The following is a 24,282-nucleotide window of genomic DNA, read 5'->3' on the forward strand; positions in this document are numbered from 1 at the left end:
ATGGCCGTGGTGGTCCCGGCCTTCGACGAGGCGCGCGGCATCCCCGCCACCCTGCGCGCACTCGCCGCGCAGCACGACCGCGACTTCCACCTCGTCGTCGTCGACAACGCATCCACCGACGACACCGCCGCCGTCGTGCACGACGCGGCGGCCGCGCTCGGGCTGCCCGTGGAGATCATCGACGAGCCGGAGCGGGGCACCGGGGCGGCCGCCGACACCGGGATGCGGCACGCCATCGCCCGCGGCGCCACTCTGCTGGCCCGCACGGATGCCGACTGCCTTCCCGCACCCGACTGGACGGCCCGCATCAGGGCGGCGCACGCGGCGGGCTTCGAGCTCGTCGCGGGCAGGCTCCTGCCGCGCACCGACGAGGGGGTGCCGGCGTGGCAGCGGGCGGTGCTGGTCGGCGCGGTCGGGGTGGCCGCGGCCTTCGGCCGGGTACGCCCGGGCAACCGCGACCCCGCGTACCTCGGCCCGTACGTCATGACGCCGGGCTGCAACATGGCGATCTCCGCAGGCCTGTACGTCCGGGCCGGCGGGTTCCCGAGGACCCGGATCCAGGACCTGCACGAGGACCGCGCCCTCGTCAACGCCGTCCGCCGGCTCACCGCCCGCTACGGCACCCGCAGGGACGTCGTCGTGTACGGGTCGAGCCGCCGGGTCCGGGCCTGGGGCCTGGTGCGCACCCTCGCCTGGTACGCCGACCACCGCTACCGGCCCGAGCACGTGGACATCCGGTGACCGCCTGGGAGCGGCGCGTCCGGCTCGCGGCCCACCCCGTGGCGTACCCGCTGGTCCGGGCGGTGGCGCGGATCGGGCCCGTGGTGCGTGTCCCGCGCGTCGGGGTCGTGGTGAGCGACGCGGCGCTCGCCCGCGCGGTGCTGACCGACACCGCCTTCACCAAGACCGGGCCCGGCTCGCCCGCCGACCTGTGGACGCCCGTCGTCGGGCCGTCCGTGCTGCTCAACATGGACGGCGCGGAGCACGCCGAGCTGCGACGTCGCCTTGCGGACCTGTTCACGCCGCGTGCAGTGGCGGATCTGGTCGGCCGCGCGCCGCTCGTCCTTGAGCGGCCGCTCGACCTCGTCGCGATGACCCGCCGCCTCGCCGGCGCCGTGATCGCTGAGCTCGTCGGGCTCGACCCGGGCCTCGCGGCCGGCCCGGCCTTCGCGGCCGCCACCGCGGTCACCGGGCAGGTCCGGCTCGCCCGCCCGCGCCTCACCGCGTCCCAGATCGCGACGGCCCGCGCCGCGATGGCCGAGCTGACCGGCCCCGCCGAGGCCGCCTACCGCGCGGGTGACCCGGCGACCGTGCCCGGGCGGATGCGCTCGCTCGGACTGTCGGAGCACGAGGCGCGCGGGGCGGTGGCGGCGTTCGTGCTCACCGGCACCGAGACGCTGGTGTCGTTCGTGCCGCGGCTCGTCGCGCTCCTGCTGGACACCGGCTGGCTCGACCGGCTCGCCGCCGACCGGTCACGCACCGACGACGCGGTCGCCGAAGCGCTGCGGGTCACCGTGCCGTCGCCGGTGATGCTGCGCAGCGTCGCCGTACCCGCCCGGATCGGGCACCTGGACGTGCGCCCGGGCGAACGCGTCGTCATCGCCACGGTGTCGGCGGCCCGCGCGCTCGGCGGGTTCGACCCGGACCGCCCGCACCCGCCGGAGCTGCGCCGCCTGTGGTTCGGTGCCGGACCGCACTTCTGCCTCGGGATGCCGCTCGCCATGGCCGAGATCCGCACCGTGCTGGACGCCGTGCTCGCCGCGCACCGCGAACGGCCGTGGCGGATCGTGCGGCGCCGCGCCGCCTTCGGCGTGCTCGTCCCCGCCTACCGAGAGCTGGTGCTCGATGCCTGACCTGCTGCAGCAGATCCTCGGCGCCGCCGACGCGCACGGGCCCGCACCCGCGCTCACCGGGCCGCGGGGCACCACGCTGACCCACGCCCGGCTCGGCGCCCGCGTCCGAGCGGTCGCACACCGGCTGCGGGCGGCCGGGTTCGGGCCGGGCGAGCGGTTGCTGTTCTCCGTGCGCCCGTCGCCGGACGCGATCGTGCTCGCGCTGGGGACGGTCGCCGCGGGCGGCACGGTCGTCTTCGTCGACCCGGGCGCGGGCGGGGAGCTCTTCGCCGCCCGGGTCGCGCTGGTCGAACCGCGCTGGGCGGCGGCCGAGTCGGTGCTCTACGCCGCGAGCGCGCCGGGGCCGCTGCGGGCGCTGGCCCGCCGCCGCGGCGTGCTGCTGCCCGACTTCGGCGCCCTCCCCGTCCGGCACGTGCGCACGGGGTACTGGCTGCCGGGCGTTCCGCGGCGCGCGATCCCGCTGCGCGCGCTGACCCGTCCCGTCGCGCGGCCCGACCCGGTCCCGCCGGCACCCGACCAGGACGCCGCGATCGTGCCGACCGCCGGCACCACGGCCGCGCCGAAGGCCGTCGTCCACACCCGCGGCTCGCTCGGCGCCGCACTCGACGTGCTCGCCACCCGGTGCGAGCTCGCGCCCGGCACCCGCGTGCACACCGACCAGCTCCTGCTGGGCCTCCCTGCGCTGGTCGCGGGCGCGCACTGGACGATGCCGCCGTACGGGTTCGCCCCGGCGGCACGCCCGGCCGAGCTCGCCCGCGGCCTGGACGGCGCCACGCACACCTTCCTGGTGCCTGCCGACCTGGCCGCGGTGCTCGACGCGGTGGAACGCGGCGACGTGGCGCTCCCGTCGTCGCTGCGGCAGGTGCTGCTCGGGGCCGCCCCGGTGCTGCCGCCGCTGCTGCGCAGGGCGACCGCGCTGCTGCCGGGCGTCGAGTTCCTGGCGGTGTACGGGATGACCGAGATCCTGCCGGTGGCCATCGCGACGGCAGCGGAGAAGCTGGCGTACGCCGGGCCGGGCGACCTGGTCGGCGCCCCGCTGAAGGACGTGGCAGCGAGGGTCGACGAGCGCGGCGAACTGCACGTCAGCGGGCCGAACCTGGCGCGCGGCTACGCAGGCGGCCCGGAGTTCACCGAGCACGCGACCGGCGACCTCGCCCGCCTGTCCGCCGACCGGATCGTGCTCGTCGGCCGCGCCAAGGACATGATCATCCGTGGCTCGACCAACATCTACCCCGGCCTGTACGAGCCGGCGGTCGCTTCGTTGCCCGGGGTGGCTGCAGCGCTGATGGTCGGCGTACCGGACGAGATCGGCGACGAGCGGGTGGTGCTCGCGCTCGTCCCCGCACCCGACGCGGGGCGGGATCTGGCCGGCCGGGTTCGCGCCGCACTCCCGTCCCTGATCGACTCCGCCGCGCTGCCCGACGAGGTCGTCGTGCTGGACGCCATGCCGGTCGCTGGGCGCACCCGCAAGCCGGACCGCAGGGCCGTGCGCGAGATGTTCCGCTGATGCGGATCGCGGTGACCGGGGCCACCGGGTTCGTCGGAGGCGCCGTCGCCCGGGCCGCGTCGGCACGCGGGTGGACCGTGCACGGCTACGGCAGCGCCCGCTGGGACATCACGGCAGGCCCACTCACCGACCCACCGCCGGTCGACGCGGTCGTGCACGCCGCCGCGGCCGTCACCGACTGGGGCCCGGCCGCACCGGTGTGGCGGGCGAACGTCGACGGCACGGGGAACGTGCTCGCGTCGTTCCCGGACGCGCGGTTCGTGCACGTCTCGACGGCGAGCGTCTACGACCCGTTCGTCCCCACCGTGCAGGCGCCGGAGCCCGCCGCCCCCGTCGCCCGCTACCTCACGGCCTACGGGGCGTCGAAGGCCGCGGCGGAACGCCTGCTCACCGGCCGGCCAGACACGGTGGTGCTGCGCCCGCACGCCGTCTACGGCCCGGGCGACCCGACCCTGCTGCCACGCCTGCTCGGCGCGATCCGCGGCCGCACCCTCGTCCTGCCCGGGGACGGGCGCACCCGGCACACGCTGACCGCCGTCGGCACGCTCGTCGACGCCGTGCTGCGCGCCTGCGACCGGGCCGCCCCGCCGGGCGTCTACAACATCGGCGACGCCGAGCCGGTCGCCCTCGCCGACGCCGTGTCCACCCTGCTGTCCGAACGCGGCCTCGACGTCCGCCTCCGGTACCTGCCGCTCCGCGCGGCGTGGGCACTGGCCGCGCTGGCCGAGCGGCTGGCCCGACCGGCCGCCCCGCCGAGGCTCACCCGCTACGCCGTGAGCCACCTCGGCCTCGAACGCACCCTCGACCTGACGGCGGCCCGCACCCGACTCGGCCTCGCCCCCGCGTCGACGTCCTTCGCAGGAGCGGCCGGCTGGTGACGGGCACCGATCGCCCGGAGCGCTACCGTGCGTACGTGGTCCCCCGACGGTCTCCGACCGACGCCGTCGGCGGGCTCACGACCGACGAGCAGGACCGGTACGCGGAACTGGTGGTCTTCGCTCCTGACGTCCCCATACCGCTGGACGTGCCGGCCCGCCTGTGGGGCCGCACCGGTGGCTGGGACCGGGAGCGGGCGGCGGGGTTCCGGGACCGGCTGTCCGGGCTCGGGCTGCTCACCGTGCGGGTCGACGGCGGGATCGTGTTGCCCGCCCATCCCGGCGGGTGCTCCGCCGACGAGCTCGCGAGGCTGCACGGGGTGCTGCTGGACGCGCATCGTCCGCAGGTGCCGGTCCGAGACGGCCGCTCCGACTGGGCGTGGCTGCCGGACGGGCACTACCTGTGGAGCCGGCTGGCGACCCACCTGCTGGGCGCCGGCCTGACCGACGAACTGGATGCGCTGCTCGTCGATCCGCACTGGCTGGCCGGCAGGATCGAGCGGACCGGCCCGGCAGGCCTGGAGGCCGACCTGCTGCTCGGCAGCACTCCGATCGCGGCGGCCCTGGCGAGGGTGGTCCGCCAGGACGGACACCTGCTGGCTCCGTTGTCGCCCCGCGGCGCGGTGGTCGCCACGCTGGCCTCTCGGATCCCGCCTCGCGACGAGACCACGACGGCGCTGCGGACCGCGCTGCTGGCCCGCTCGCCGCGGCCGCGCCCGACCCCGGTCGGCGCACCGCCGGATCTGCCGGACCCGGCGCTGCGGCGGGTACTGACCGGGCACGCCGGTTCGGTGCTGGCGCTCGTCATCGCTCCGGACGGTGGGCTGGCCACCGCAGGCGAGGACGGCACCGCCCGGATCTGGGACCTCGCCTCCGGCACGTGCCGGCTCACCCTCATTGCGCACGTGGGCCCCGTGTCGGCACTGGCGGTCGCTCCGGACGGCTCGTGGCTGGCCACGGCGGGCTGGGACGGCAGCACGCGGATCTGGGACCCCGGCAGCGGCGCCCTCGTGCGCGTGCTCGACGGGCCCGACGAGCGGGTGAACGCACTCGTGGTGGCCCCGGACGGGACGTGGCTGGCCGTCGCGGCCGAGGGTGGCACGGCCAGGATCTGGGACCTGGACAGCGAGGTGTGCCGGCACGCCCTGCGCGGGCACACCGGCTCGGTGAACGCACTCGCGGTCGCCCCGGACGGGGACTGGGTGGCCACCGCGAGCAGCGACGGCAGCACCCGGATCTGGGACTCGACCACCGGGCACCGCCGCCACACCCTGCGCGGCCACCACGCCCCGTTGACGGCGGTGGCCGCTGCCCCGGACGGGAGTTGGCTGGCCACCACCGGTCTGGACGGCGTCACCCGGACGTGGGACCCGGCCACCGGCGCGGGCCGGCACGTCCTGCGCGCGTCCGCCGAGCCGGTGGTGCTGCTCGCCGTCGCCGCCGACGGCTCCTGGCTGGCCGGGGCGTGCGATGACGGCACCACCCAGATCTGGGATCCGGTGACCGGCGCCCGCCGGCACGTCCTGGACGGCCGCGCCGACACCGGCCCGTCGACCGCGCTCGCCGTCGCCCCGGACGGCTCATGGCTGGCCACCGCGGGCACCGACGGCACCACGCGGATCTGGGACCCGGACACGGGAACCTGCCGGCTCACCGTCCGCGGCCATACCGACCCGGTAGAAGCTCTGGCCGTCACCCCGGACGGCTCCCTGCTGGTCGCCGCCTGCGAAGACGGCACGGCCCGGATCTGGGACCCCGCCGCCGACCGGCCCGACCCGCAGGAGCCGGCCTGCCCGGTGTCGGCGCTGGTCCTCGCCCCGGACCGGACCTGGGTGGCCACCGCCGACACCGACGGCACCACCCGGATCTGGGACCCCACCACCGGAACCTGCCACCGCGCCCTCGTCGGGCACGGTGACCGCGTGGCGGCGCTCGCGGTCACCGCCGACGGCTCCCTGCTGACCACCGTGGGCTGGGACGGCACCGTGCGCGTGTGGGACCCGCGCACCGGAGCTCCCCTGCGCACCCGGACCGCCGCTCCCGGCCCGGTGTTCGCAGTCGCCGTCGCCCCCGACGGCGCGCGGACTGTCACCGAAGGCAGCGACGATGGCGACGGCACCGACACCGTCCACCTCTGGGACGCCACGGGTGCCCACCGGTTCGCCTTGGTCGGGCACCCGAACCCGGTGATGGAGTTCGGGGTGGCCCCGGACGGGAGCTGGCTGGCCACCGCAGGGGACGACGGCACCGCCCGGATCTGGGACCCAACCACCGGGCACTGCCGACACGTCCTCGTGGGGCACACGGCCCCGCTGGGGACGCTCGTGCTGGCTCCGGACGGGAGCTGGCTGGCCACCGCGGGCGATGACGGCACCGCGCGGATCTGGGACCCCGCGACCGGCGCCCACCGGCGCACGATCGACGCCCACACCGGGGTGGTGACGGCGCTCGCTGTCACCACCGACGGGTCCTGGCTGGTCACCGCCGGCCAGGACGGCACGACCCGGATCTGGGACTCCGCCACCGGGGACTGCCGGCACACGCTGCAAGAGCACACCGGGCCGGTCGCCGCCCTGGCCCTCTCTCCGGACGGCTCGTGGTTGGCCACCGCCGGCACGGACCGCACCGTGCGGATATGGGATCCGGCCACCGGCGCCGCCCGGGCGGCGCTGCGGTTGGGAACCGCACCGCGGCACGCCGCTGCGGTCGGTTCGGATCTGCTGGTGGTGGCCGGTGATGGCGGCCCCTGCTTCCTGCGGCTGACCGGATAGCTCCAGCGCCGGGGAACGCCGCGCCATCCACCCACCAGCTGCCGACGCGCATGGGCGTCTCGAAGGCCGAACTCGCCGCCGACGCGATCACCGACCACCTGGCGGTGATCGCCGCGCTAGCTGCGGTCGATGACCACGTCCTCCTCGCAGATGACTCGCCCGAACGTCGACAGGTCGATGAAGTTCTCGTGATCCGGGTCGACCTTCTTCAGGAAGTTGTCGCTGAAGAACAGGGCTTCGAGGTCGGCCATGCTGTCGAACCAGGCCTCGACCACCGAGTCGTACTCCGACTCGGGGTACCGGGGCGCCGGCACGGGGTACGACACGACGAACCGGCGGATGTACCGCTCCGATTCCGGGATCGCCATGAGCAGCGGTCGATGGATGTTCTGCTGGTAGTGCTTGAACTCGTCGTGGGTCATGCCTTCGCGACGCTTGAGCGTGATGATCATCTTGATCATGGATGGACGCCTTTCCCTGCTTGCTGGTTGAGGATCCGTGGGTGCCGTTGGTCTGCGCCCGGGGCGCAGTGGGCGTCGGAGCCGCGCGGTCGTCTGCGGAGCCGCCGCGCGAGCACCCAGAACAGCACGGTGGTGACCACCTGAACGCCGAGTGCGACCGCGAAGGCGCGCTCCCAGCCGAGCGGTGGGGCGAGGGTGCCGAAGATCCCGCCGATCGTGGCCACGCCGAGTGCCAGCGAGGCCTGTTGCGCAGTCGTGAACAGGCCTCCGGCCAGGCCCGCGACTCGATGGGGCACCGCTGCCATGACCGTCCCGACCAGGGGGCCGTACTGGCTCGCCTGCGCCAGACCGAGGAGCACCCCGATCACTTCGAAGCATCCGACCCAGATCGCCGCGCCCATGCCCTGTGTGAACCAGGAGACCAGGCCGAGCAGGACGAGGCCGGCGACCAGCAGGCCCGCGGCCAGCTCCATCGTGCGGTCCCCGAACCGCGCGGTGATGTGCGGCATTCGAAGTCCCGCGAGTGCGAATGCCCCCGCGAACGCGGCCAGCGCGAGCCCGGACTGGACCGGCGTCAACCCGAGGCCCACCTGGGTGAGCATCGAATACTCGTAGCTGAACGCGCCGTAGCCGGCGAAGAGCAGCACTGCCATCAGCAGGCCGAGCCGCAGCGCGGGCGGCCGCAGGCTGGAAGGCGCGACGAGAACCGGACGTCCCGCCAGCTCGCGCCGTCCCTGGTCGAGCCAGAAGCCGTACAACCCCAGCAACCCCATCGCCACCAGCGCAGGCGTCCACCAGGTCCAGCCCGTTGCCGGGCCGAGTGACAGACCGGCGACCAGGGCCAGGAGCGGGATCCCCACCCGGAGTGCGCCGCCGAGGTCGGGCCGTTCGGTGCCGTTCGGCGCGTGAACCCGGATCCGGCGCACGCCCAGCAGCGCCACCACACCTGGGAGCGCGGAGGTCAGGACCGCCCCTCGCCATCCGGCGAACGGCAGGCCCAGCCCCATCACGAGTCCGCCGACGACCTGACCCGCCACGGTGCCGACTCCGGAGCCGGCGGTGAACGCTGCGAGCCCGCGCGCCCGGGCGGGTACGCTGTCCGAGGTCTGGATGATCGCCAACGTCTGTGGCGTCACGATCGCCGAGGCCGCACCCTGCAGAACCCGTGCGGCGACCAGCCACCAGACTCCGGGAGCCGCCGCGGCCAGTGCCGACGTCAGCGCGAGCGCGACGAGCCCGATGGTCAGCAGCCGCCGGCGGCCGTACCGGTCGCCGAGACGCCCCGCGAGGATCAGCCCGGCCGCGAACGACACCGCGAAAGCGGCGAGTACGAGCGCGACCTCGCCCCGACTCGCGCCCAGCTCCGGTCCGAGGCGCGGGGCGGTCACGTTGCCGATGCTGAACGTGTACGTCGCGCCGAATGCCGCGACGAGAACCGGCCAAGTCCGTTGCACGGCACTCACCCTGCGCGCCCGCCGGGGGACTACCCAGAGTGCCGTGATGCTGGTGCTCCGACCACCACCTTGTTCCCGTCTCGCCCTGGGATGATCGTGCCGTGGCAGACGTGCGTTCTCGCGAGCTCGGCGCGTACCTGCGCGCACGGCGTGACCGGCTCGCCCCCGCAGACGTGGCTCTGCCCGGTGGCGGCGGCCGGCGTCGGGTCAAGGGGCTGCGCCGGGAGGAGGTCGCCGTTCTCGCGAACATCGGGTCGACCTGGTACACGTGGCTCGAACAAGGACGCGACGTGCAGCCGAGTGTCGAGGTGCTCGCAGCGATCGCAGATGCGTTGCGGCTCTCGAGCGCCGAACGCCGGCACCTGTTCCTCCTCGGCGGATACCCGGACGTAGAAACACCGTCGAGCGACGAGACAGCCGGTGGCCTCCTGCAGGGGCTACTGGACAGCCTCTCCCCGCACCCGGCGGTGGTGATGAATCCCTGGTTCGAGCCGCTGGCCTACAACGCGCCGTTCCGGTTCATGATCGACGACGTGGAGGCGCTGCCTGCGGCCGATCGCAACTGCGCCTACCTGCATTTCACCCACCCCGACTGGATCGCCGGGCACTCCGACCACGAGCAGGAGTGCGCGGCCATCGTGGCCAAGCTGCGCGCGTACTACGGCGAGTCGGTCACGGATCCGGCATGGGAGCCGTTGCTCGGCAGGCTCCGCGAGGAGTCACCGCTGTTCGTGCGGCTGTGGGACCAGGCGGACGTGTCCACCGATCCCCGACGGGTGAGGCGCATCCGGTCGCTGCACGTCGGCAACCTGTCCCTGCGCACGATCACGATGCTGCTCCAGGAGAACCCCCGCACCCGTGTCGTCGTGTACCAACCGGAGGATCGCACCACCCAGGAACGGCTCGAAGAGCTCGCCGGCCGAATCGCCCGCGGCGCCATCGACGGTCCTGCGAACGTGCGGCGGCTGCGTCCGGCGACCTGACGAGGTCAGTCGCTCACCCAGTCCATGTGTTCGATCCAGTGGTCGAGCAGTGCCTGATCGCCGTGCAGTTCCAGCCCAGGAGTCGCGGCCAGCGGGCGGCGCCTGCTGAGTACGAGCAGCAGCTCCGCGGCCGGGCCGCGTACCGCGACGTCCGCCTCGGCGTGCGTGCGTTCCAGGACGACCATGTCCGGTTCCCGGCGTGCCAGCCACTCCCCCGGCGCGTCGGTCGCGTGGAAGTGCAGGGTCTGGCCGGCGCCGCGCATCGCATCGGCGAAGTCCGGCCTGTTCTCCCAGTAGCCGCGGGACGTCATCGTGGCCAGCCAGTCCTCGATGGCCGCAACAGCGGGCTCCGGCGCCAGCTCGTACCGCGTGCCGAGCGCCGCGGCCGCGTCCGCGCGATGCACGGAGACTTCGCCGAACAGCCGACGTGACCAGAACGGCACGCCCGCTGCCGCGCCGGACGGGTCCCACACCGGCGTGTCATCGTCGACCGACTCGAACGCCCGCTTCGCCTCGGCCGCGCCCTCGGTCAGCCAGGCGTGCCACTGGGACGAATCGGTCGGACCCGGGACGTAGCCGGCGAACGCCCTGCTCGGCTCGGTCATCCGCTCACCCACGAGCATCGCCACCACACGCTGCGTCGCGCCGACGTGGTCGACGAGATCGGCCAGAGTCCACTTCGGACATGTCGGGACCGGGGCAGACGCATCCTTCCCGTGCACCCAGTCGGCGAACGTCCCCGTCTGTTCGACAACAGCCTTCACGTACGCGGACGTGTCCATCCGCACCTCCAGGTGCTCGGGTCGATGCCTGCTCGAGATCGTCCGGGAGCCAACCAGCCGGCTGATCGTCCGTCTTGTACCGAACCGAATCCCGGCTCACAACGCCAGGAACGGGATGCCGGACCTCAGCTCGCCCGGGGTGTGACCGGTCGCCCACCGCATCGCCCGCGCGAGCTGCGGCTGGTCGTAGTAGCCGCCGGCGGTCACCACGTCGGCGATCGATGTCCCCGCCATGAGGAGCTGCGCGGCGTGCCGTGCCTGCTCGATGCTGACGAGCTTGCGGTGCGAGATCCCGACGGCCCGGCGGAACCTGATCTGCGCGATCCGTTCCGACATGCCGCGTGGTCGTTCGCCGTGCCGGATCTCGTCGACGAGGGGGTCGAAGACCAACAAACCTGCGCGCACCAGCCGCTCGAGGAAGACGTCGACGTTCTGCTCGGTCGGCATCTCCCAGTCCCGGTTGTCCAGCAGGATCCGGCCGCCGGGCAGGGTCGGCAACACCGCATCGTTGAGGTCGGTCAGACCGGAGGGCGGGTACAGCGGCAGATAGGCACCGAGCCGCAGATCGACGCCGAAGAACTCCGAGCCCTCCGGGCAGATCATCGATGTGCCCGCCGTCTCCGGTCCGCGGAGGTGCACGGTCAACACGCCACCGCTCCGCGCGAACGCGATCATGGATGAGGACTTGGCCGCCGAGGTGAAGCCGCTCGCGGCGTCACAGCTCGCCGACCACACCCGCTGCACCATCGGGATGTCGCCGCCGACGGCGTTGAAGATCAGTCCCATCGGTCGCGAGCCTAGACCTCATAGCTGCCCGACCTTGGTTCCAGGAAGGACACGGCGAGCAGTAGGCGCTCCCGCACCCACCCGGACACGCGGACGGGGCCCCGGGCTTGCCCCCGGATGAGGGACGCGACAGGCGAGGAGGTGAACGCCCCCGAACCAACCCGGCTACATGGACGGGGGTCCGGGGGCGTGCCCCCGGCTGGGGGTCTGGGGGCTGGGCCCCCAGAAGGAACGCGACACGCGAAAGGGTGAGCGCTCTCCGCGAGCACACGTCCCCTGAGAGTGGAGCTGAGGGGAATCGAACCCCTGACCTACTCGATGCGAACGAGTCGCGCTACCAACTGCGCCACAGCCCCGTGTCCGACCACCGCGGATCGGACGGGAACGACCTTAGCAGGCGGTCACTCCCCGGCCGCACGGCGGTATCCCGGTCGGGCGGGGCCGTCGAGGTCGTAGAGCTCGGGGTCGTCCTCGTCGGCCTCGACGAGCGAGGTACCGGCGGGGAGCGCGGGCGGCGGGGCCGGGCGCAGGCGCGGGAGCGCGGGCTCGGTGGGGACGGGCTCGGCGTCGGCGCGGCTCGCTGCGCGGGTCCCGGTGGGGCGCTCGGGCTCCTCGTCGGGGACGTCGTCGTCGCCGTCCTGCCCGTCCCAGCCGTCGTACTCGTCGTCGTACTGGTCGTCGGGGTCGTCCTCGACCGCGTCGTACTGGTCGTCGCGACGGGTGAGCTCCCGGCCGCGGCGGGCCCAGGCGTCGAGCTCGGGGTCGTCGGCGGCGGAGGGCCTGCGGGTGCCGGCCATGCGGGCGGCTCGCCGTTCGCGGATCGCCTCCTCGAGCCGGACCTGGCGTCGCAGGTAGACGAGGTAGCCCACGAGCGCGATGTCGACGGCGCCGTGTGCCCACCAGATCCCGGGGACGGCGAGGGCCGCGATCAGGCCGGTGACGACCGCCGTGATCAGCATCGTGAGCACGACGCGCTGCCGGAACGCGTAGCGCGCTCGCGCGGCGAGCGCGGCCGCCTCCGGGTCGAACCCGCCGCGGCCGGGGCGGTAGCGCGGCCCCGGGCGCTCCCAGCGCCGGTCGTCACGCTCGGCGACCGTGTGGGTGAACAGATCGTCGGCCTGGTCGTGGTCGACGTGGTCCTCGACGCGGCCCGTCTCGTCGTCCATCCCGTCCACCTCCCGTTCGCGGCCCGTGGCCGGACCCTGCCCCGGAAGCCGGCGTGGTCGGTCGAGCACCCGCCCCGAGAGGGCGGCGACGCTCGGTCGTGCCACTTCCTGCCGGCGCCGCGCGACGGCTGGAACGAGGATCAGAAGCCAGAGCACCACCAGGCTCGCGAAGATCATCGAGCTCGGCACGGCTGCCTCCTACCCCTCCCCCGCGGCGCAGTCCGGGGCGATCCGGTTTCCCCGGCCAAGATCGCTCCCGCGCGTCAACGGTAGTGAGCACCACCGGGTGAGACCGGCAGCGACGCGCCGACGCGATGAGGTTCACCCCTACGCCGGTGCGCTGTGGACCCGTTCCGCCCGCCCGGCGGCCACCAGTCGCCCGGTGAGGCCGCCGGGACGGATCTCGTCGGTGGTGAGCGCGAAGCACGCGTGGTCGCGCCACGCCCCGTCGACGTCGAGGTAGTTGCGGAACAGGCCTTCCTCCCGGAACCCGAGCTTCTCCAGGACGCGAAGGCTGGCTGCGTTCTCCGGTCGCACCGTGGCCTCCATGCGGTGCAGGCCGACGCGGCTGAAGCAGTGGTCCACGACGAGCGCGACGGCGCCGGTGATCACGCCACCGCCGGCGACCGTGGAGTCCACCCAGTAGCCGACGTACGCCGACAGCAGCGGCTCGCGCACGACGTTGCCGACCATGACGTGGCCGACGAAGCGGTCGTCCAGCGTCACGGCGAACGGGAGGGCCGTGCCGCGCCGCCCGGCCGAACGCAGCTGCAGCCAGCGGGCGGGCCACTCACCCGGCGAGTGGCGCTCCGCCCAGCCGCCGGGCATGGTCGGTTCCCACGGCGCGAGGTACTCCTCGTCCCGGATCCGGATCGCGGACCACGCCCCGCCGTCTCGCAGCCGGACCGGCCGCAGTGCGACGACACCCGCGCGGACGCGCAGCGGGCCGAGCCGGGCGGGCCAGCCCGGGTGGCGGGCGGACGTACGCCCGGGGTGCGCGTGCGCCATCCCCGGCCCTCAGTGCGGAGCGGGCAGGAACGCCACGGTGACCTGCTCGTCCACGGTGGCCTCGGTGAGGTCCTCGGGGAGGATGATCAGCCCGTTGGCCTCGCCGATGGACGACAGCAGGTGGGTACCGGAGGTGCCGAGCGGCTGCACGAGGTAGTCGCCGGTCGCCTGCTCGCGCAGCAGCCGGCCGCGCACGTAGCCGCGCCGCCCCTTCACGGACGTGATGGGCGAGGTCAGTCGGGCCGAGATCATCCGCCGGTACGGGTCGGTGCGGCCGAGTGCGAGGCGCACGAGGGGGCGCACCAGCACCTCGAACAGCAGCAGGGCGGTTGCCGGGTAGGCCGGGAAGAGGAAGGTCGGCACGGCGTCCGGGCCGAGGCGGCCGAACGCCTGGGTGGAGCCGGGGTGCATCGCGACGCGGGTGGTGTCGATGTCCCCGAGGACGGTGAGGGCGGACTGCACCTCCGCGCCCGCCGTGCCCCCGACGGCGCCGCAGACCACGATCACGTCGCTGAACGGGAGCCGGTCCTCCAGCGCCGCGCACACGTCGCGCGCGTCGCCGCGGACGAGCCCGGCCCGAGCCGTCTCGGCGCCCGCCTCCCGGGCGGCGGAGGTGAGGGCGTGCGAGCAGACGTCGACGACCTGCCCGGCGCCCGGCGTGCGGGCCAGCTCCACTAGCTCGTCGCCGACCGAGAGCACCGAGACGCGCGGCTTCGGGTGCACGAGCACCTTGTCCCGGCCGGCCGCGGCCAGCATGGCGACCTGGGCCGCCCCGATCACGGTGTCGCGGCGGACGGCGACGTCGCCCGGCTGCACGTCCTCCCCGATGCGCCGCACGAAGGCCGCCGACGGCACGCCCTGGTGCACGTCGAGGCGCGCGGCACCCGCGTCGGTGTTCGCAACGGGGACGACGGCGTCGGCGAGCGTCGGCAGCGGCGCCCCAGCAGCCACCCGCACCGCCTGGCCCGGCTGCAACCGCAACGGCTGCCGGGAACCCGCCGGGATCTCCCCGACGACGGGGAGGGACACCGGTTCGGCCAGCGACGCGCCCGAAAGGTCGACGCTGCGCACCGCGTAGCCGTCGATGGCCGCCTGGTCGAAACCGGGAAGCGGCCGCGAGGAGACGACCTCCTCCGCGCAGCGGAGCCCGTGCGCGTCCGAGATCGCGACCCGCACCGGGGCGGGGCGCACCGCGGCGGCGAGGATCCGCTCGAGCTGCTCGTCGACGGTGCGCAAGTGCTCAGTCCTCGAGGCGGGCGGCCAGCCAGGCACGCAGGTCGGGGCCGATCTCCGGGTCGTCGAGCGCGAAGTCGACGAACGCGCGGACGAAGCCGGCGGGGTTGCCGAGGTCGTGCCGGCCGCCGCGGTGCACGACCACATGCACGGGGTGGCCCTCCCCGATCAGCAGCGCGATCGCGTCGGTGAGCTGCAGCTCGCCACCCGCGCCCGGCTCGATCCGGTCGATCGCGTCGAAGACGGCTCGGTCGAGCAGGTAGCGCCCGGCCGCGGCGTACGTGGACGGGGCCTCCTCCGGCGCGGGCTTCTCGACCATGCCGTGCACCCGTTTGACGTCCGGGTCACCGGTGTCATCGACCTCGAACACCCCGTACGCCGAGATCTCCTCGCGCGGCACGTCGAACGCGCAGAGCACGCTGCCGCCGAAGCGCTCGCGGACCTCGGCCATCTTGGTGAGGACGCCGGTCGGCAGCACGAGGTCGTCGGGCAGCAGCACGGCGAAGGCCTGTTCGTCGGGACCGATCGCATCGCGCGCGCACCCCACGGCGTGGCCGAGGCCCCGCGCCTCGTCCTGGGTGACCGTCTGCACGGCGATCAGCTCGTGGGCACGCCGCACCTTCGCGACCATGTCCTCCTTGCCCCGGGAGGCGAGCTCCTTCTCCAGCTCCGAGGAATCGGCGAAGTACGCGGCCACCGCGTCCTTGCCCGGCGAGCTGACGATCAGCAGCTGCTCGGCGCCCGCCTCCGCCGCCTCGGCGGCGACGAGCTCGATCCCGGGGGTGTCGATGACCGGGAGCAGCTCTTTCGGCACCGCCTTCGTCGTGGGGAGGAAGCGGGTGCCCAGGCCTGCGGCTGGAACCACAGCGGAGCGGAACGGGCTCTTCCCAGGCGCTGCTTCGCTCATGGTCGGCGAGCCTAATGGCGGGAGTAGGGTCGATGCGTGACGGGACGCGCCGTTCTCGCCGAGAAGAACCGCTGGCGTACCGCTGTCGTGGCAGCTCGGAGGGCGCTCCCGGCCACCGAACGGGCCGCGCGGGCCACGGCGCTCGCCGCCGCGGCCGTCGACCTGGCGGCCACGACCGGCGGCCCGGTGTGCGCGTACGTCCCGGTCGGCTCGGAGCCCGGATCCCTCGATCTGGTCGCCGCACTGCACGACGCGGGGCACGAGGTCCTACTGCCCGTCGTGCTCCCCGGCCGGGAGCCGCTCGACTGGGCCGCCTACACCGGCCCGGACTCCCTCGCGGCGGGCCCGCTCGGGCTGCGCGAACCGGCCGGACCGCGGCTCGGGCCCGACGCCGTCGGCCGCGCGCGGCTCGTGCTGGTGCCGGGGCTCGCCGCCGACCGCAGCGGGGTGCGGCTCGGCCGCGGCGCGGGCCACTACGACCGCAGCCTGCCGCTCGTGGGGCCGGACGTGCCGATCGTCATCGTGCTGAACGACGATGAACTGGTGGAACGGCTGCCCGCCGAGCCGCACGACCGGCCGGTGACGGGAGCCCTGCTCCCGGGAGCGGGCCTCGTCACGCTCGGGAACAACCGCCGGCCGTGAGGGGTTATGCTGGCACTCAGACTGTTCGAGTGCCAGCTCGTTCGTGTGTGCCTCCGGAGGGACACGTGCCGACCTACCAGTACGCCTGCACCGCCTGCGACCACCGGTTCGAGGCCGTGCAGTCCTTCACCGACGCGTCGCTGACCGAGTGCCCTGCGTGCTCGGGCAACCTGCGCAAGGTCTTCTCCTCGGTCGGGATCGTCTTCAAGGGCAGCGGTTTCTACCGCACCGACAGCCGGTCCGGTGGCGGTGGCGTGCCCCCGAAGAGCGACTCGGCGAAGAGCGACGCCCCGAAGAGCGACTCCGGCAAGTCCGACTCGAGCTCGTCCTCGGGCGGGTCGAAGGAGAGCTCGTCGTCGGCCGCGCCCGCTGCCTGAGTTATCCACCTCGCCCCCGGGTTGTCCACAGGTTCGGCAGCACCACCCCGCTGACGTCGCCGGCGCCCTAGCGTCGGTCCCATGACCGACTCCCGGCTCGCGCCCCGGCCGCTCTCCCGGCTCGGGGCGCTCGTCGTGGGCCCGGGGTGGCGCCGGGTCGCACTGCTGCGCCGGGTCGCCGCCGGAGTGCTCGCCACTCTCGCGCTCGTGCTGGCGCTCGCGCCCGGGCCCGATGCCGACGGCGTGCCGGTGGTGGTCGCCGCAGTCGATGTCATCGCGGGCTCCACCCTCGGCCCGGCCCACCTCGCGGTGCGTCGCTGGCCCGCCGAGCTGGTGCCCGGCGGAGCGCTCCCCGATCCGGCGGGCGCCGAGGGGCGCGTGCTCGTCGGTGCCGCCCGGGCGGGCGAGCCGATCACCGACACCCGCCTGGCAGGGCCGACAGCCGCACTCGGTGCGCCGGCCGGCGCGGCCGCCGTTCCGGTCCGGCTGGCCGACGCAGGAGCAGCCGCGCTGCTCGTCCCGGGGAGCACGGTCGACGTCGTCACGGTCGGCGGGGAGAGCGGCGAGCCGCTCGTGCTCGCCACCGCGGCGGCGGTGCTCGCCGTCCTCCCGCCCGACTCACCGTCGTCCGGGCGGCTGGTGCTGGTCGCGATGCCGTCCGAGATCGCGGCGCGGGTGGCGGCCGCATCTTTGACCGAGCAGGTCGCCGTTACCCTCCGCTAACGTGTTCAAAGGTTTCAAGGACTTCGTCCTGCGCGGGAACGTCGTCGAGCTGGCGGTGGCCGTCGTCATCGGTGCGGCGTTCGGCAGCATCGTCACGGCGTTCACCCAGCGCATCCTGCAGCCGCTGATCAACGCGGTCACCCCGCCGGAGAGCCCCGGGTTCGGCATCGAGATCGTCCCCGGCAAGGAGAGCACCTACATCGACGTCGCCTCGGTGATCTCGGCGGCGATCAACTTCCTCATCGTGGCCGCGGTCGTCTACTTCCTGATCGTGCTGCCGCTCAACCACCTCAAGGAGCGGCGCAAGCGCGGGGAGGAGGCCGGCCCCGCGGAGCCCACCGATGTCGAGCTGCTCAAGGAGATCCGCGACCTGCTGCGGGCGCAGCACGAACGCGAGCGTCAGTCCTGATCGTGGTGCGGGGGGCGGTTCGCCAGTAGCTCGTCGTCCCCGGCGCGCGGGTCCGGCCGGTCGTCGCGCTCGTCGGACGTGGTGCTGGGCAGCACGTCGCCGAACACCTCGTCGAGCCGGCGACGCACCGGTTCGGGTAGTTCGTCCACGCCACCATCCTGCACCGGTGCGACGATGGACCGCATGGGACTCACGGAGAAGGCCAAGGAGTTCACCGACACCGCGCTGCTCAAGGCGGGTGAGCTGTCGGAGGTGGCGCGCGAGAAGGCACCCGGCTACCTCGACCGGGCCGCCGACCTCGCCGTGAAAGCCGCGGACGCGACCGCGAGCGGCGTGGACCGGGCCACCGGTGGGCGCTTCCACGAGAAGATCGAGGAGGTCACCGCGAAGGTCGAGGCCTCGCTGGACCGCCCCCGCCCCGCCGACGGCCCCACCGTGGTGACCGTCGACCCGGACGAGCCGAAGAGCTAGGAGGGTCCTGTTCAGGGCGCTCCTAGGGGCTCAGTCCAGGCCGGACAGCTCCGAGATCACGTGCGAGACGAGCGGGGTGAGCGTGGCCATGCCGTCGCGCACCGCGGCGCGGGACGGAGCGAGGTTCACCACGAGCGTGCTGCCCGATACGCCCACGAGCCCGCGGGACAGCCCGGCGTCCACGGCGCCCGCGGCCAGGCCGGAGGCGCGAATGGCCTCCGCGATGCCCGGAATCGGGCGGTCGAGCACGCCTGCGGTGGCATCGGCCGTGACATCGCGCGGGGACACCCCGGTGCCCCCGACGGTCACGACGAGGTCGACGCCGCCGATCACGGCCGTGTTGAGGGCGTTGCGGATCGCCACCGGGTCACCCGGCACCACGACCACGCCGTCGACGACGAGGCGCGCCTCCTCGAGCAGCTCGGTGACCAGCGGCCCGATGGAGTCCTCGTGTTCGCCGTGAGTCACCCGGTCGTCCACGACCACCACTAGGGCTCGACCGATCTGGGGTGGCGCCATCTCCATGGCGCTCAACTTAGCGGTGCACCATCCGGGGCTCGGTCACCCGGTCCGTCGAACGCCAGGTCGCGTCGGCGCTGGGAGGGGGACCGGCGCCGACGCGACGGGCGTCCGGCGTGGGGCACCACGACCGGCACCACTGAAAGAGACCAGACGCCGCCATTCGCGTCAACAGCTGTCCACGCGATCCACCTGAGGGGGCGACGCGCGCACCGAACCTCCGCGAGTCGCGGTGTGGGTGCGCGCGTGTCGCGGTCTAGTTCGGGGCGGCCGTGAGGGTCGCCTGCACCGTGCGGTCGGCGAGCTGGACCTCGATCACCTCGCCCGGCGCCCGTGATCCCACGGCGGCCTGCAGGTCGGTGCCGGTGGAGATGCGCTGATCGCCGAAGCGCAGCACGATGTCGCCCTCGCGGATCCCGGCCTGCTCGGCCGCCCCTCCGGGGGTGACGCCCTTGATGACCGCTCCGGCCTGCCGCGGGTCGTCGATCACGGTGACGCCGAGGACGGCGCGGGACGCGCGGCCGGTGCGTTCGAGCTCCTCCGCGACGCGTCTGGCCTGGTTGATCGGGATCGAGAACCCGACGCCGATCGACCCGCCCTGCGCCCCGGTGGTGGCGATCGCGGAGTTGATGCCTACGACGCGCCCGTCCATGTCCACGAGCGGTCCCCCGGAGTTGCCCGGGTTGATCGCGGCGTCGGTCTGCAGGGCGTTGAGCACCGTGGGCGTGTTGGCGCCGGTCTCCTCACCGACGTTCACGGCCCGGTCGACCGCGCTGATGATGCCCGTGGTGACGGTGCCGCCCAGGCCCAGCGGCGCGCCGAAGGCCACGACCTGCTGCCCGACGCGGAGCGAGTCGGAGTTGCCGAGCTCGACCGGCACGAGCCCGGTCATGTTCTGCGCGCGGATCACCGCGAGGTCCGAGCTGGGGTCGCGGCCCACGATCGCCGCGGTGGCCGTGGCGCCGTCCTGGAACACGGCGGTGACGGTGCCGGACTCGGCGGCCTGCTCCACGACGTGGTTGTTGGTGAGGAGCAGCCCGTCGGCGCTCAGGACCATCGCCGAGCCCTCGCCGGACGCGGTGGGCCCGTCGACGCGCAGCTGCACGACGCTCGGCAGCACGCGGGCGGCGACGGCCTCGACCGGGGTGGTCGGGGCGGACGCCGTGTCGATCGACGGCAGCGGCAGCCCGAGCACGCCGATCGACCCGCCCCGGCCGCTGCCTGCGAGCGAGTGTCCGACGACCCCGCCGATCACCCCGGACAGCAGCATCGCCACCAGCGTGAGCGCGATCAGCGTGCCCCGGCGCGACGATCCGGTGCGGCTGCGCGGTTCCGGGTAGTACGAGCCGGGCGGCGGACCGTACGGGGGGATCTGCGGGGGGTGGTACGGGTGCGCGGGAGCCTGCGGTTCCGTGGGACGCGGGCCGTACCAGGAACCCTGGACGGGCGGTGCCGCCGGGGCGCCGTAGGTGGGCCACCCGCCCGACCACGCGGTCGTGGCGCCGTGCTCCGGCAGGCCGCTCGCGCGACCCGGCCAGCCGGCGGGCGTGGGAATCTCCGCCGTCGCGGCGGCCGGCGGGCCGCCGCCGTACGGCGCTCGGCCCTGGGCGCCCCACCCCGGCTGCGCGGCATGGTGTGCCTGCTCGCCGGGGCTGCGTTGCGCCCCGTCGTCCGGCCCTCCCGCAACCGCGTCGTGGTCGGAGGGGTGGTTCGCCATGCCATCACCGAATTCGCGTCAGGGGACGTGCGGGCCCCAGCCTAGCGACGACCCGACGGATACACCGATCTTCCGGGTCCGGTGAACAGCCGGTGCCCCGGCAGCCGCATCGCGAGCAGGGCCCCGCCCTCCGGAGCCCGACCCGCCCACACGGCGCCGCCATGCCGCACCGCGACCTGGCGGACGATCGCGAGCCCGAGCCCCGAGCCGGGCATCGTGCGTGACGTCGCGGCCCGGTAGAAGCGCTCGAACACGAGCGGCAGGTCCTCGTCGGCGATGCCGGGACCGGAGTCGGCCACCTCCAGCACGATCGACCACTCGTCCACCGGCCGCATCTGCACCCGCACCCGCCCTCCCGGCGGGCTCCACTTCGCCGCGTTGTCGAGCAGGTTGAGCACCGCGCGTTCGAGGGCCGTGGCGTCACCGGCGAGCGCCCACGGCACGAGGTGCGGGTCGAACTCGACGTCACCGGCGCGCCGGCGGGCCCGTTCGAGCGCCCGCATCACGACGTCGGTGAGCTCGACCGGCTCGTGCACGACCATCGGGGCGTCGTCACGGGCCAGCTCGACGAGGTCGCCCACCAGCGTGGACAGCTCGGCGACCTGGGCCTGGACGTCGTCGAGGAGCTCGGCGCGTTCGGCGTCCGGCAGGATCGGCGCACCGGGCCTGCTGGCGGCGGCGAGCAGCTCCAGGTTGGTGCGCATGGAGGTCAGCGGCGTGCGCAGCTCGTGCCCGGCATCGGCGACGAGGCGCCGCTGCTGTTCCTGGGACGCGGCGAGCGCGCCCAGCATCTCGTTGAAGCTGGCGGTCAGCCGGGCGAGCTCGTCGGATCCCTCCACCGGGATCGGACGCAGATCCCCGGTGGCGGCGACCCGCTCGGTGGCGGCGGTGAGCCGGTCGACGGGACGCAGCCCGGCGCGCGCGATGGCGACGCCCGCGATCGCCGCCGCCACCACACCGACCCCACCGACGATGGGCAGCGCGAACCCGAGCTTGGTGAGCACCTGCTGCGTGGCGTCGAGCCGCTGGGCCATCACGAGCGCCTGCCCCGGCCCTGCTCGGACCGCGACCACCCGGTACGACGCGCCGTCCTCGGTGGCCGTGCGCGTGGAGGAGTCGTCATCGCCCTTGGCGACCGCCAGCTCGTCGTCCCCCAGCGGCGGGGCGGACGCCGCCCCCTCCGCGGAGATCGCCTGGCCGTTCGCGAGCACCAGAGCCAGCCGGATGTCGCCCGCGCCGAGGACCTCGGTGGGGATGGTCGCGAGCACCTGGGGATCGCCCAACTCGCTCTGCGCGGCGGCGGAAGCGCGCTGCAGGAGGTTCGCGTCGAGCGTCTGCATGATGTTGACGCGGACGGTGACGAACGCCGCCGCGGAGACCAGCACCACAGCCAGCGCCGCCACGAGCGCAGCGAGCACCCCGACCCGGGTGCGCAACGAGAGCTGGTCGATGGCCTCCCGCCGAGAGGGCCTGCCCTGCCGCTGCTGCGCGGCAGGCCAGGTCACGGCGGCGTGTCGCGCAGGACGTACCCGACGCCGCGCACGGTGTGGATCAGGCGCGGCTCACCCTCGGCCTCGGTCTTGCGTCGCAGGTAGCCGACGTAGACCTCCAGCGCGTTGCCGGTGGTCGGGAAGTCGTAGCCCCAGACCTGCTCCAGGATCTGGGATCGGGTGAGCACCCGGCGCGGGTTGGCGAGCAGCAGTTCCAGCAACGTGAACTCGGTGCGGGTGAGGCTGATCGGCCGGTCACCACGCCGGACCTCGCGCGTGTCGGGGTCGAGCGAGAGATCGGCGTACTCCAGCGGCTTGCTCTGCCCAGCGGCCGCGGCGGCGATGTCGTCCGGGGAGCGGCGCCGCAGCAACGCACGCAGCCGGGCGAGCAGCTCCTCGAGCGCGAACGGCTTGGGCAGGTAGTCGTCGGCGCCCGCGTCGAGGCCCGCCACCCGGTCGGAGACGGCGTCGCGGGCCGTGAGCACGAGGATCGGCAGCTCGTCGCCCGCCGCGCGCATCCGCCGGCACACCTCGAGCCCGTCGAGGCGGGGCATCATCACGTCGAGGACCATCGCGTCGGGGCGCTGCGCGAGCACGGCATCGAGGGCTGCCTGGCCGTCGCTCGCGAGCTCGACCTGGTAGCCGTTGAAGGCCAGTGAACGGCGCAGCGACTCCCGTACTGATCGGTCGTCGTCGACGACGAGGATGCGCATGCGGTCAGTGTGAACGCGTGATCTGAGACCCGCCTGAGAGGTGCATGTGGCGCGGGCAACGTTCCCCACCCGGGTGACCAGCGAATTCGCAAGCGCCAGCAGACCCGCCGCGCTACCGTCGCCCCATGGCGAGCGCGCGTCGATTTCCGTGCCCCCGGCCGCTGTGCGGCCGCGCGGGCACCGATGCATCCGTCTGATCCGCGCGACCGGGGCGGCCGGGGGGTGAACCCACCCGCCACCACCCGTGAGGATCACCGTGACCGCCACCCTCTCCCCCGACCAGGTCGCCGCCGCCCTCGCGCTGCGCGACCTGACCGATCCCGCCCAGGGCACGCACGCCGTCGGGCTGCTGCTCGACGCCGCCGTCGACGCCCTCGCCGCCCGCTGGGGCAGCACGGTGCGCGTGCTGCGCCCGTCCCCCGCCGTGGCCGTCGAGGACAACTACGACCGACTCGGCTACCCGGCCGCCGCGATCACCCGTGACGCCCGCTACTCGCGCTACCTCGGCGACACCGTCATGCTGCGCAGCCACACCACGGCCGGCGTGCCACCCGCCCTGCGTGCCCTCGCCGCCGAGGCGGACCCGCCCGCCGACCTGCTGCTCGTGCTGCCCGGCCTCGTGTACCGGCGCGACGCCATCGACCGCATGCACGTCGGCGAGCCGCACCAGGTCGACCTGTGGCGCATCACCCGCGGCGCGGTCGATCTGCAGGACATGCTCGACACGCTCGTCGAGGCGGTCCTGCCCGGATCCGACCGGCGCACGGTGCCCGCGCGGCACCCGTACACCGAGCAGGGCCGCCAGCTGGACGTCCGCGTCGGCGACGACTGGGTCGAGCTCGCCGAGTGCGGGCTCGCCGCGCCGCACGTGCTGGCCACGGCAGGCCTGGACCCGGGGCGCTGGCGCGGGCTCGCCCTCGGGATGGGGCTCGACCGGGCCGTCATGCTGCGCAAGGGCTGCCGGACATCCGGCTGCTGCGGGCCACCGACCCGCGGATCGCGGAGCAGATGCTCGACCTCACCCCGTGGCGGCCGGTCTCGATGCTGCCGGCGGTCCGGCGCGATCTCTCGATCGTCGCGGCGGACGACGTCGACGACGAGCTGCTCGGCGACCGCGCCCGCGCCGCCCTCGGCCGGGACGCCGACGCGTTGGAGAGCCTCACGGTGCTGGCCCGCACGCCCCACGAGCGGCTACCCGAACCCGCCCGGACCCGCCTCGGCACCGGGCCCGGCCAGGACAACGTGCTGCTGCGGATGGTCCTGCGCCCGCTCGACCGGACCCTCACCGACGCAGAGGCCAACATCGTGCGGGACCGCGTCTACGCCGCCGTGCACGAGGGCCCACACCACGAGTGGGCCGCATTGCCGGAACGGCAACATTCGTCGACAAGCTGATCCGGCAAGGCGCACCGTGCCGATATGGACGAACAGGATG

The 24,282-nt window shown here is 74.3% G+C and carries 25 protein-coding genes, 1 tRNA gene and 1 pseudogene; 13 read left to right on the forward strand and 14 right to left on the reverse strand.

The genetic code is table 11. From position 1 onward, the window contains the following. The 5 genes from FB388_RS30355 to FB388_RS30375 are packed head-to-tail and all read left to right on the forward strand — an operon-like array spanning nucleotide 1 to nucleotide 7,006. Nucleotides 1-741 (forward strand): glycosyltransferase family 2 protein, encoded by a 741-nt coding sequence (locus tag FB388_RS30355; protein ID WP_142105560.1) that lies wholly within the window; start codon nucleotides 1-3, stop codon nucleotides 739-741. Continuing rightward, entirely contained in the window at nucleotides 738-1,853 is a 1,116-nt protein-coding gene (locus tag FB388_RS30360) for a cytochrome P450 (protein WP_142105562.1), read from the forward strand. Before FB388_RS30355 ends, FB388_RS30360 begins: the two co-directional genes overlap by 4 nt. Further along, on the forward strand, nucleotides 1,846-3,360 hold the full coding sequence (locus tag FB388_RS30365) for a class I adenylate-forming enzyme family protein (protein WP_142105564.1): 1,515 nt from the start codon (nucleotides 1,846-1,848) through the stop codon (nucleotides 3,358-3,360). The genes FB388_RS30360 and FB388_RS30365 overlap by 8 nt, the downstream gene beginning before the upstream one ends. Beyond that, nucleotides 3,360-4,238, forward strand: coding sequence for an NAD-dependent epimerase/dehydratase family protein (locus tag FB388_RS30370; RefSeq protein WP_142105566.1), 879 nt, complete (start codon nucleotides 3,360-3,362; stop codon nucleotides 4,236-4,238). The genes FB388_RS30365 and FB388_RS30370 overlap by 1 nt, the downstream gene beginning before the upstream one ends. A gap of 35 nt (nucleotides 4,239-4,273) precedes the next feature. Beyond that, a complete protein-coding gene (locus FB388_RS30375) occupies nucleotides 4,274-7,006 on the forward strand; it encodes a hypothetical protein (RefSeq protein ID WP_170225890.1) in 2,733 nt (910 codons plus the stop codon). Between the two features lie 116 nt (nucleotides 7,007-7,122). Here the strand turns inward: FB388_RS30375 and FB388_RS30380 are convergent, their stop codons facing one another. Together FB388_RS30380 and FB388_RS30385 are read right to left on the reverse strand one after the other, a co-directional pair. After that, nucleotides 7,123-7,467: an EthD domain-containing protein gene (locus tag FB388_RS30380; RefSeq protein WP_142105570.1), complete on the reverse strand. Its 345-nt coding sequence runs from the start codon at nucleotides 7,465-7,467 to the stop codon at nucleotides 7,123-7,125. Next, nucleotides 7,464-8,921 carry an MFS transporter gene (locus FB388_RS30385; RefSeq protein WP_211362273.1) on the reverse strand — a complete coding sequence of 486 codons (1,458 nt, stop codon included), beginning with the start codon at nucleotides 8,919-8,921 and terminating at the stop codon, nucleotides 7,464-7,466. Before FB388_RS30385 ends, FB388_RS30380 begins: the two co-directional genes overlap by 4 nt. Before the next feature lie 101 nt (nucleotides 8,922-9,022). Here FB388_RS30385 and FB388_RS40070 point away from each other — a divergent pair, with 101 nt between their 5' ends. Continuing rightward, nucleotides 9,023-9,904, forward strand: coding sequence for a helix-turn-helix transcriptional regulator (locus FB388_RS40070; RefSeq protein ID WP_211362274.1), 882 nt, complete (start codon nucleotides 9,023-9,025; stop codon nucleotides 9,902-9,904). Nucleotides 9,905-9,909: 5 nt separating this feature from the next. Here the strand turns inward: FB388_RS40070 and FB388_RS30395 are convergent, their stop codons facing one another. From FB388_RS30395 to FB388_RS30425, 7 genes are all read right to left on the reverse strand, one after another. Continuing rightward, nucleotides 9,910-10,686 (reverse strand): maleylpyruvate isomerase family mycothiol-dependent enzyme, encoded by a 777-nt coding sequence (locus FB388_RS30395; RefSeq protein ID WP_142105572.1) that lies wholly within the window; start codon nucleotides 10,684-10,686, stop codon nucleotides 9,910-9,912. A gap of 96 nt (nucleotides 10,687-10,782) precedes the next feature. After that, the gene (locus FB388_RS30400) at nucleotides 10,783-11,472 is read right to left on the reverse strand and encodes a helix-turn-helix domain-containing protein (RefSeq protein ID WP_142105574.1); all 690 of its coding nucleotides are present in this window, start codon (nucleotides 11,470-11,472) and stop codon (nucleotides 10,783-10,785) included. A 283-nt stretch (nucleotides 11,473-11,755) separates the two neighbouring features. Continuing rightward, nucleotides 11,756-11,828: transfer RNA gene (locus FB388_RS30405), tRNA-Ala, on the reverse strand. A 45-nt stretch (nucleotides 11,829-11,873) separates the two neighbouring features. Continuing rightward, nucleotides 11,874-12,827 (reverse strand): gephyrin-like molybdotransferase receptor GlpR, encoded by a 954-nt coding sequence (locus tag FB388_RS30410; protein ID WP_142105576.1) that lies wholly within the window; start codon nucleotides 12,825-12,827, stop codon nucleotides 11,874-11,876. A 138-nt stretch (nucleotides 12,828-12,965) separates the two neighbouring features. After that, entirely contained in the window at nucleotides 12,966-13,646 is a 681-nt protein-coding gene (locus FB388_RS30415; protein ID WP_142105578.1) for a GNAT family N-acetyltransferase, read from the reverse strand. A 9-nt stretch (nucleotides 13,647-13,655) separates the two neighbouring features. Beyond that, nucleotides 13,656-14,882, reverse strand: coding sequence for a molybdotransferase-like divisome protein Glp (gene glp, locus FB388_RS30420; RefSeq protein WP_142105580.1), 1,227 nt, complete (start codon nucleotides 14,880-14,882; stop codon nucleotides 13,656-13,658). A gap of 4 nt (nucleotides 14,883-14,886) precedes the next feature. Next, entirely contained in the window at nucleotides 14,887-15,786 is a 900-nt protein-coding gene (locus tag FB388_RS30425) for a UTP--glucose-1-phosphate uridylyltransferase (protein ID WP_142105582.1), read from the reverse strand. Between the two features lie 36 nt (nucleotides 15,787-15,822). Here FB388_RS30425 and FB388_RS30430 point away from each other — a divergent pair, with 36 nt between their 5' ends. The 4 genes from FB388_RS30430 to mscL all read left to right on the forward strand — a co-directional run bounded on the left by FB388_RS30430 (nucleotide 15,823) and on the right by mscL (nucleotide 17,937). Further along, nucleotides 15,823-16,428, forward strand: coding sequence for a 5-formyltetrahydrofolate cyclo-ligase (locus FB388_RS30430; protein ID WP_142105584.1), 606 nt, complete (start codon nucleotides 15,823-15,825; stop codon nucleotides 16,426-16,428). A gap of 65 nt (nucleotides 16,429-16,493) precedes the next feature. Beyond that, nucleotides 16,494-16,805, forward strand: a complete 312-nt coding sequence (locus FB388_RS30435; protein ID WP_142105586.1) for an FmdB family zinc ribbon protein — start codon at nucleotides 16,494-16,496, stop codon at nucleotides 16,803-16,805. Between the two features lie 81 nt (nucleotides 16,806-16,886). Next, entirely contained in the window at nucleotides 16,887-17,528 is a 642-nt protein-coding gene (locus tag FB388_RS30440; protein WP_246122519.1) for an SAF domain-containing protein, read from the forward strand. A gap of 1 nt (nucleotide 17,529) precedes the next feature. Then, nucleotides 17,530-17,937, forward strand: a complete 408-nt coding sequence (mscL, locus tag FB388_RS30445; RefSeq protein WP_142105588.1) for a large conductance mechanosensitive channel protein MscL — start codon at nucleotides 17,530-17,532, stop codon at nucleotides 17,935-17,937. Here mscL and FB388_RS30450 read toward each other — a convergent pair. Beyond that, on the reverse strand, nucleotides 17,928-18,086 hold the full coding sequence (locus tag FB388_RS30450) for a hypothetical protein (RefSeq protein ID WP_246122520.1): 159 nt from the start codon (nucleotides 18,084-18,086) through the stop codon (nucleotides 17,928-17,930). The two genes, mscL and FB388_RS30450, sit on opposite strands and share 10 nt — an antisense overlap. Nucleotides 18,087-18,120: 34 nt before the next feature. Between FB388_RS30450 and FB388_RS30455 the strand changes: the two genes are divergently transcribed. Beyond that, entirely contained in the window at nucleotides 18,121-18,408 is a 288-nt protein-coding gene (locus FB388_RS30455; protein WP_142105592.1) for a hypothetical protein, read from the forward strand. A 30-nt stretch (nucleotides 18,409-18,438) separates the two neighbouring features. Here the strand turns inward: FB388_RS30455 and FB388_RS30460 are convergent, their stop codons facing one another. The 4 genes from FB388_RS30460 to FB388_RS30475 all read right to left on the reverse strand — a co-directional run bounded on the left by FB388_RS30460 (nucleotide 18,439) and on the right by FB388_RS30475 (nucleotide 22,847). Further along, complete coding sequence (locus tag FB388_RS30460) at nucleotides 18,439-18,927, reverse strand: MogA/MoaB family molybdenum cofactor biosynthesis protein (RefSeq protein WP_425468593.1); 489 nt, start codon at nucleotides 18,925-18,927, stop codon at nucleotides 18,439-18,441. 256 nt (nucleotides 18,928-19,183) lie between these two features. After that, nucleotides 19,184-20,644, reverse strand: a complete 1,461-nt coding sequence (locus tag FB388_RS30465) for a S1C family serine protease (RefSeq protein WP_142105596.1) — start codon at nucleotides 20,642-20,644, stop codon at nucleotides 19,184-19,186. A gap of 41 nt (nucleotides 20,645-20,685) precedes the next feature. Then, nucleotides 20,686-22,149 (reverse strand): sensor histidine kinase, encoded by a 1,464-nt coding sequence (locus FB388_RS30470; protein WP_142105598.1) that lies wholly within the window; start codon nucleotides 22,147-22,149, stop codon nucleotides 20,686-20,688. Beyond that, nucleotides 22,146-22,847, reverse strand: a complete 702-nt coding sequence (locus FB388_RS30475; RefSeq protein ID WP_142105599.1) for a response regulator transcription factor — start codon at nucleotides 22,845-22,847, stop codon at nucleotides 22,146-22,148. The genes FB388_RS30470 and FB388_RS30475 overlap by 4 nt, the downstream gene beginning before the upstream one ends. 256 nt (nucleotides 22,848-23,103) lie before the next feature. On the opposite strand from FB388_RS30475, the pseudogene FB388_RS40625 reads away from it, so the two are divergent. Continuing rightward, a pseudogene (locus tag FB388_RS40625) lies at nucleotides 23,104-23,748 on the forward strand (tRNA ligase subunit PheS family protein); the annotation flags it as partial. A gap of 107 nt (nucleotides 23,749-23,855) precedes the next feature. Beyond that, nucleotides 23,856-24,242: a hypothetical protein gene (locus tag FB388_RS40630; protein WP_246122521.1), complete on the forward strand. Its 387-nt coding sequence runs from the start codon at nucleotides 23,856-23,858 to the stop codon at nucleotides 24,240-24,242. Nucleotides 24,243-24,282: the final 40 nt, after the last annotated feature.

It is taken from the genome of Pseudonocardia cypriaca (genome assembly GCF_006717045.1).
Lineage (GTDB): Bacteria > Actinomycetota > Actinomycetes > Mycobacteriales > Pseudonocardiaceae > Pseudonocardia > Pseudonocardia cypriaca.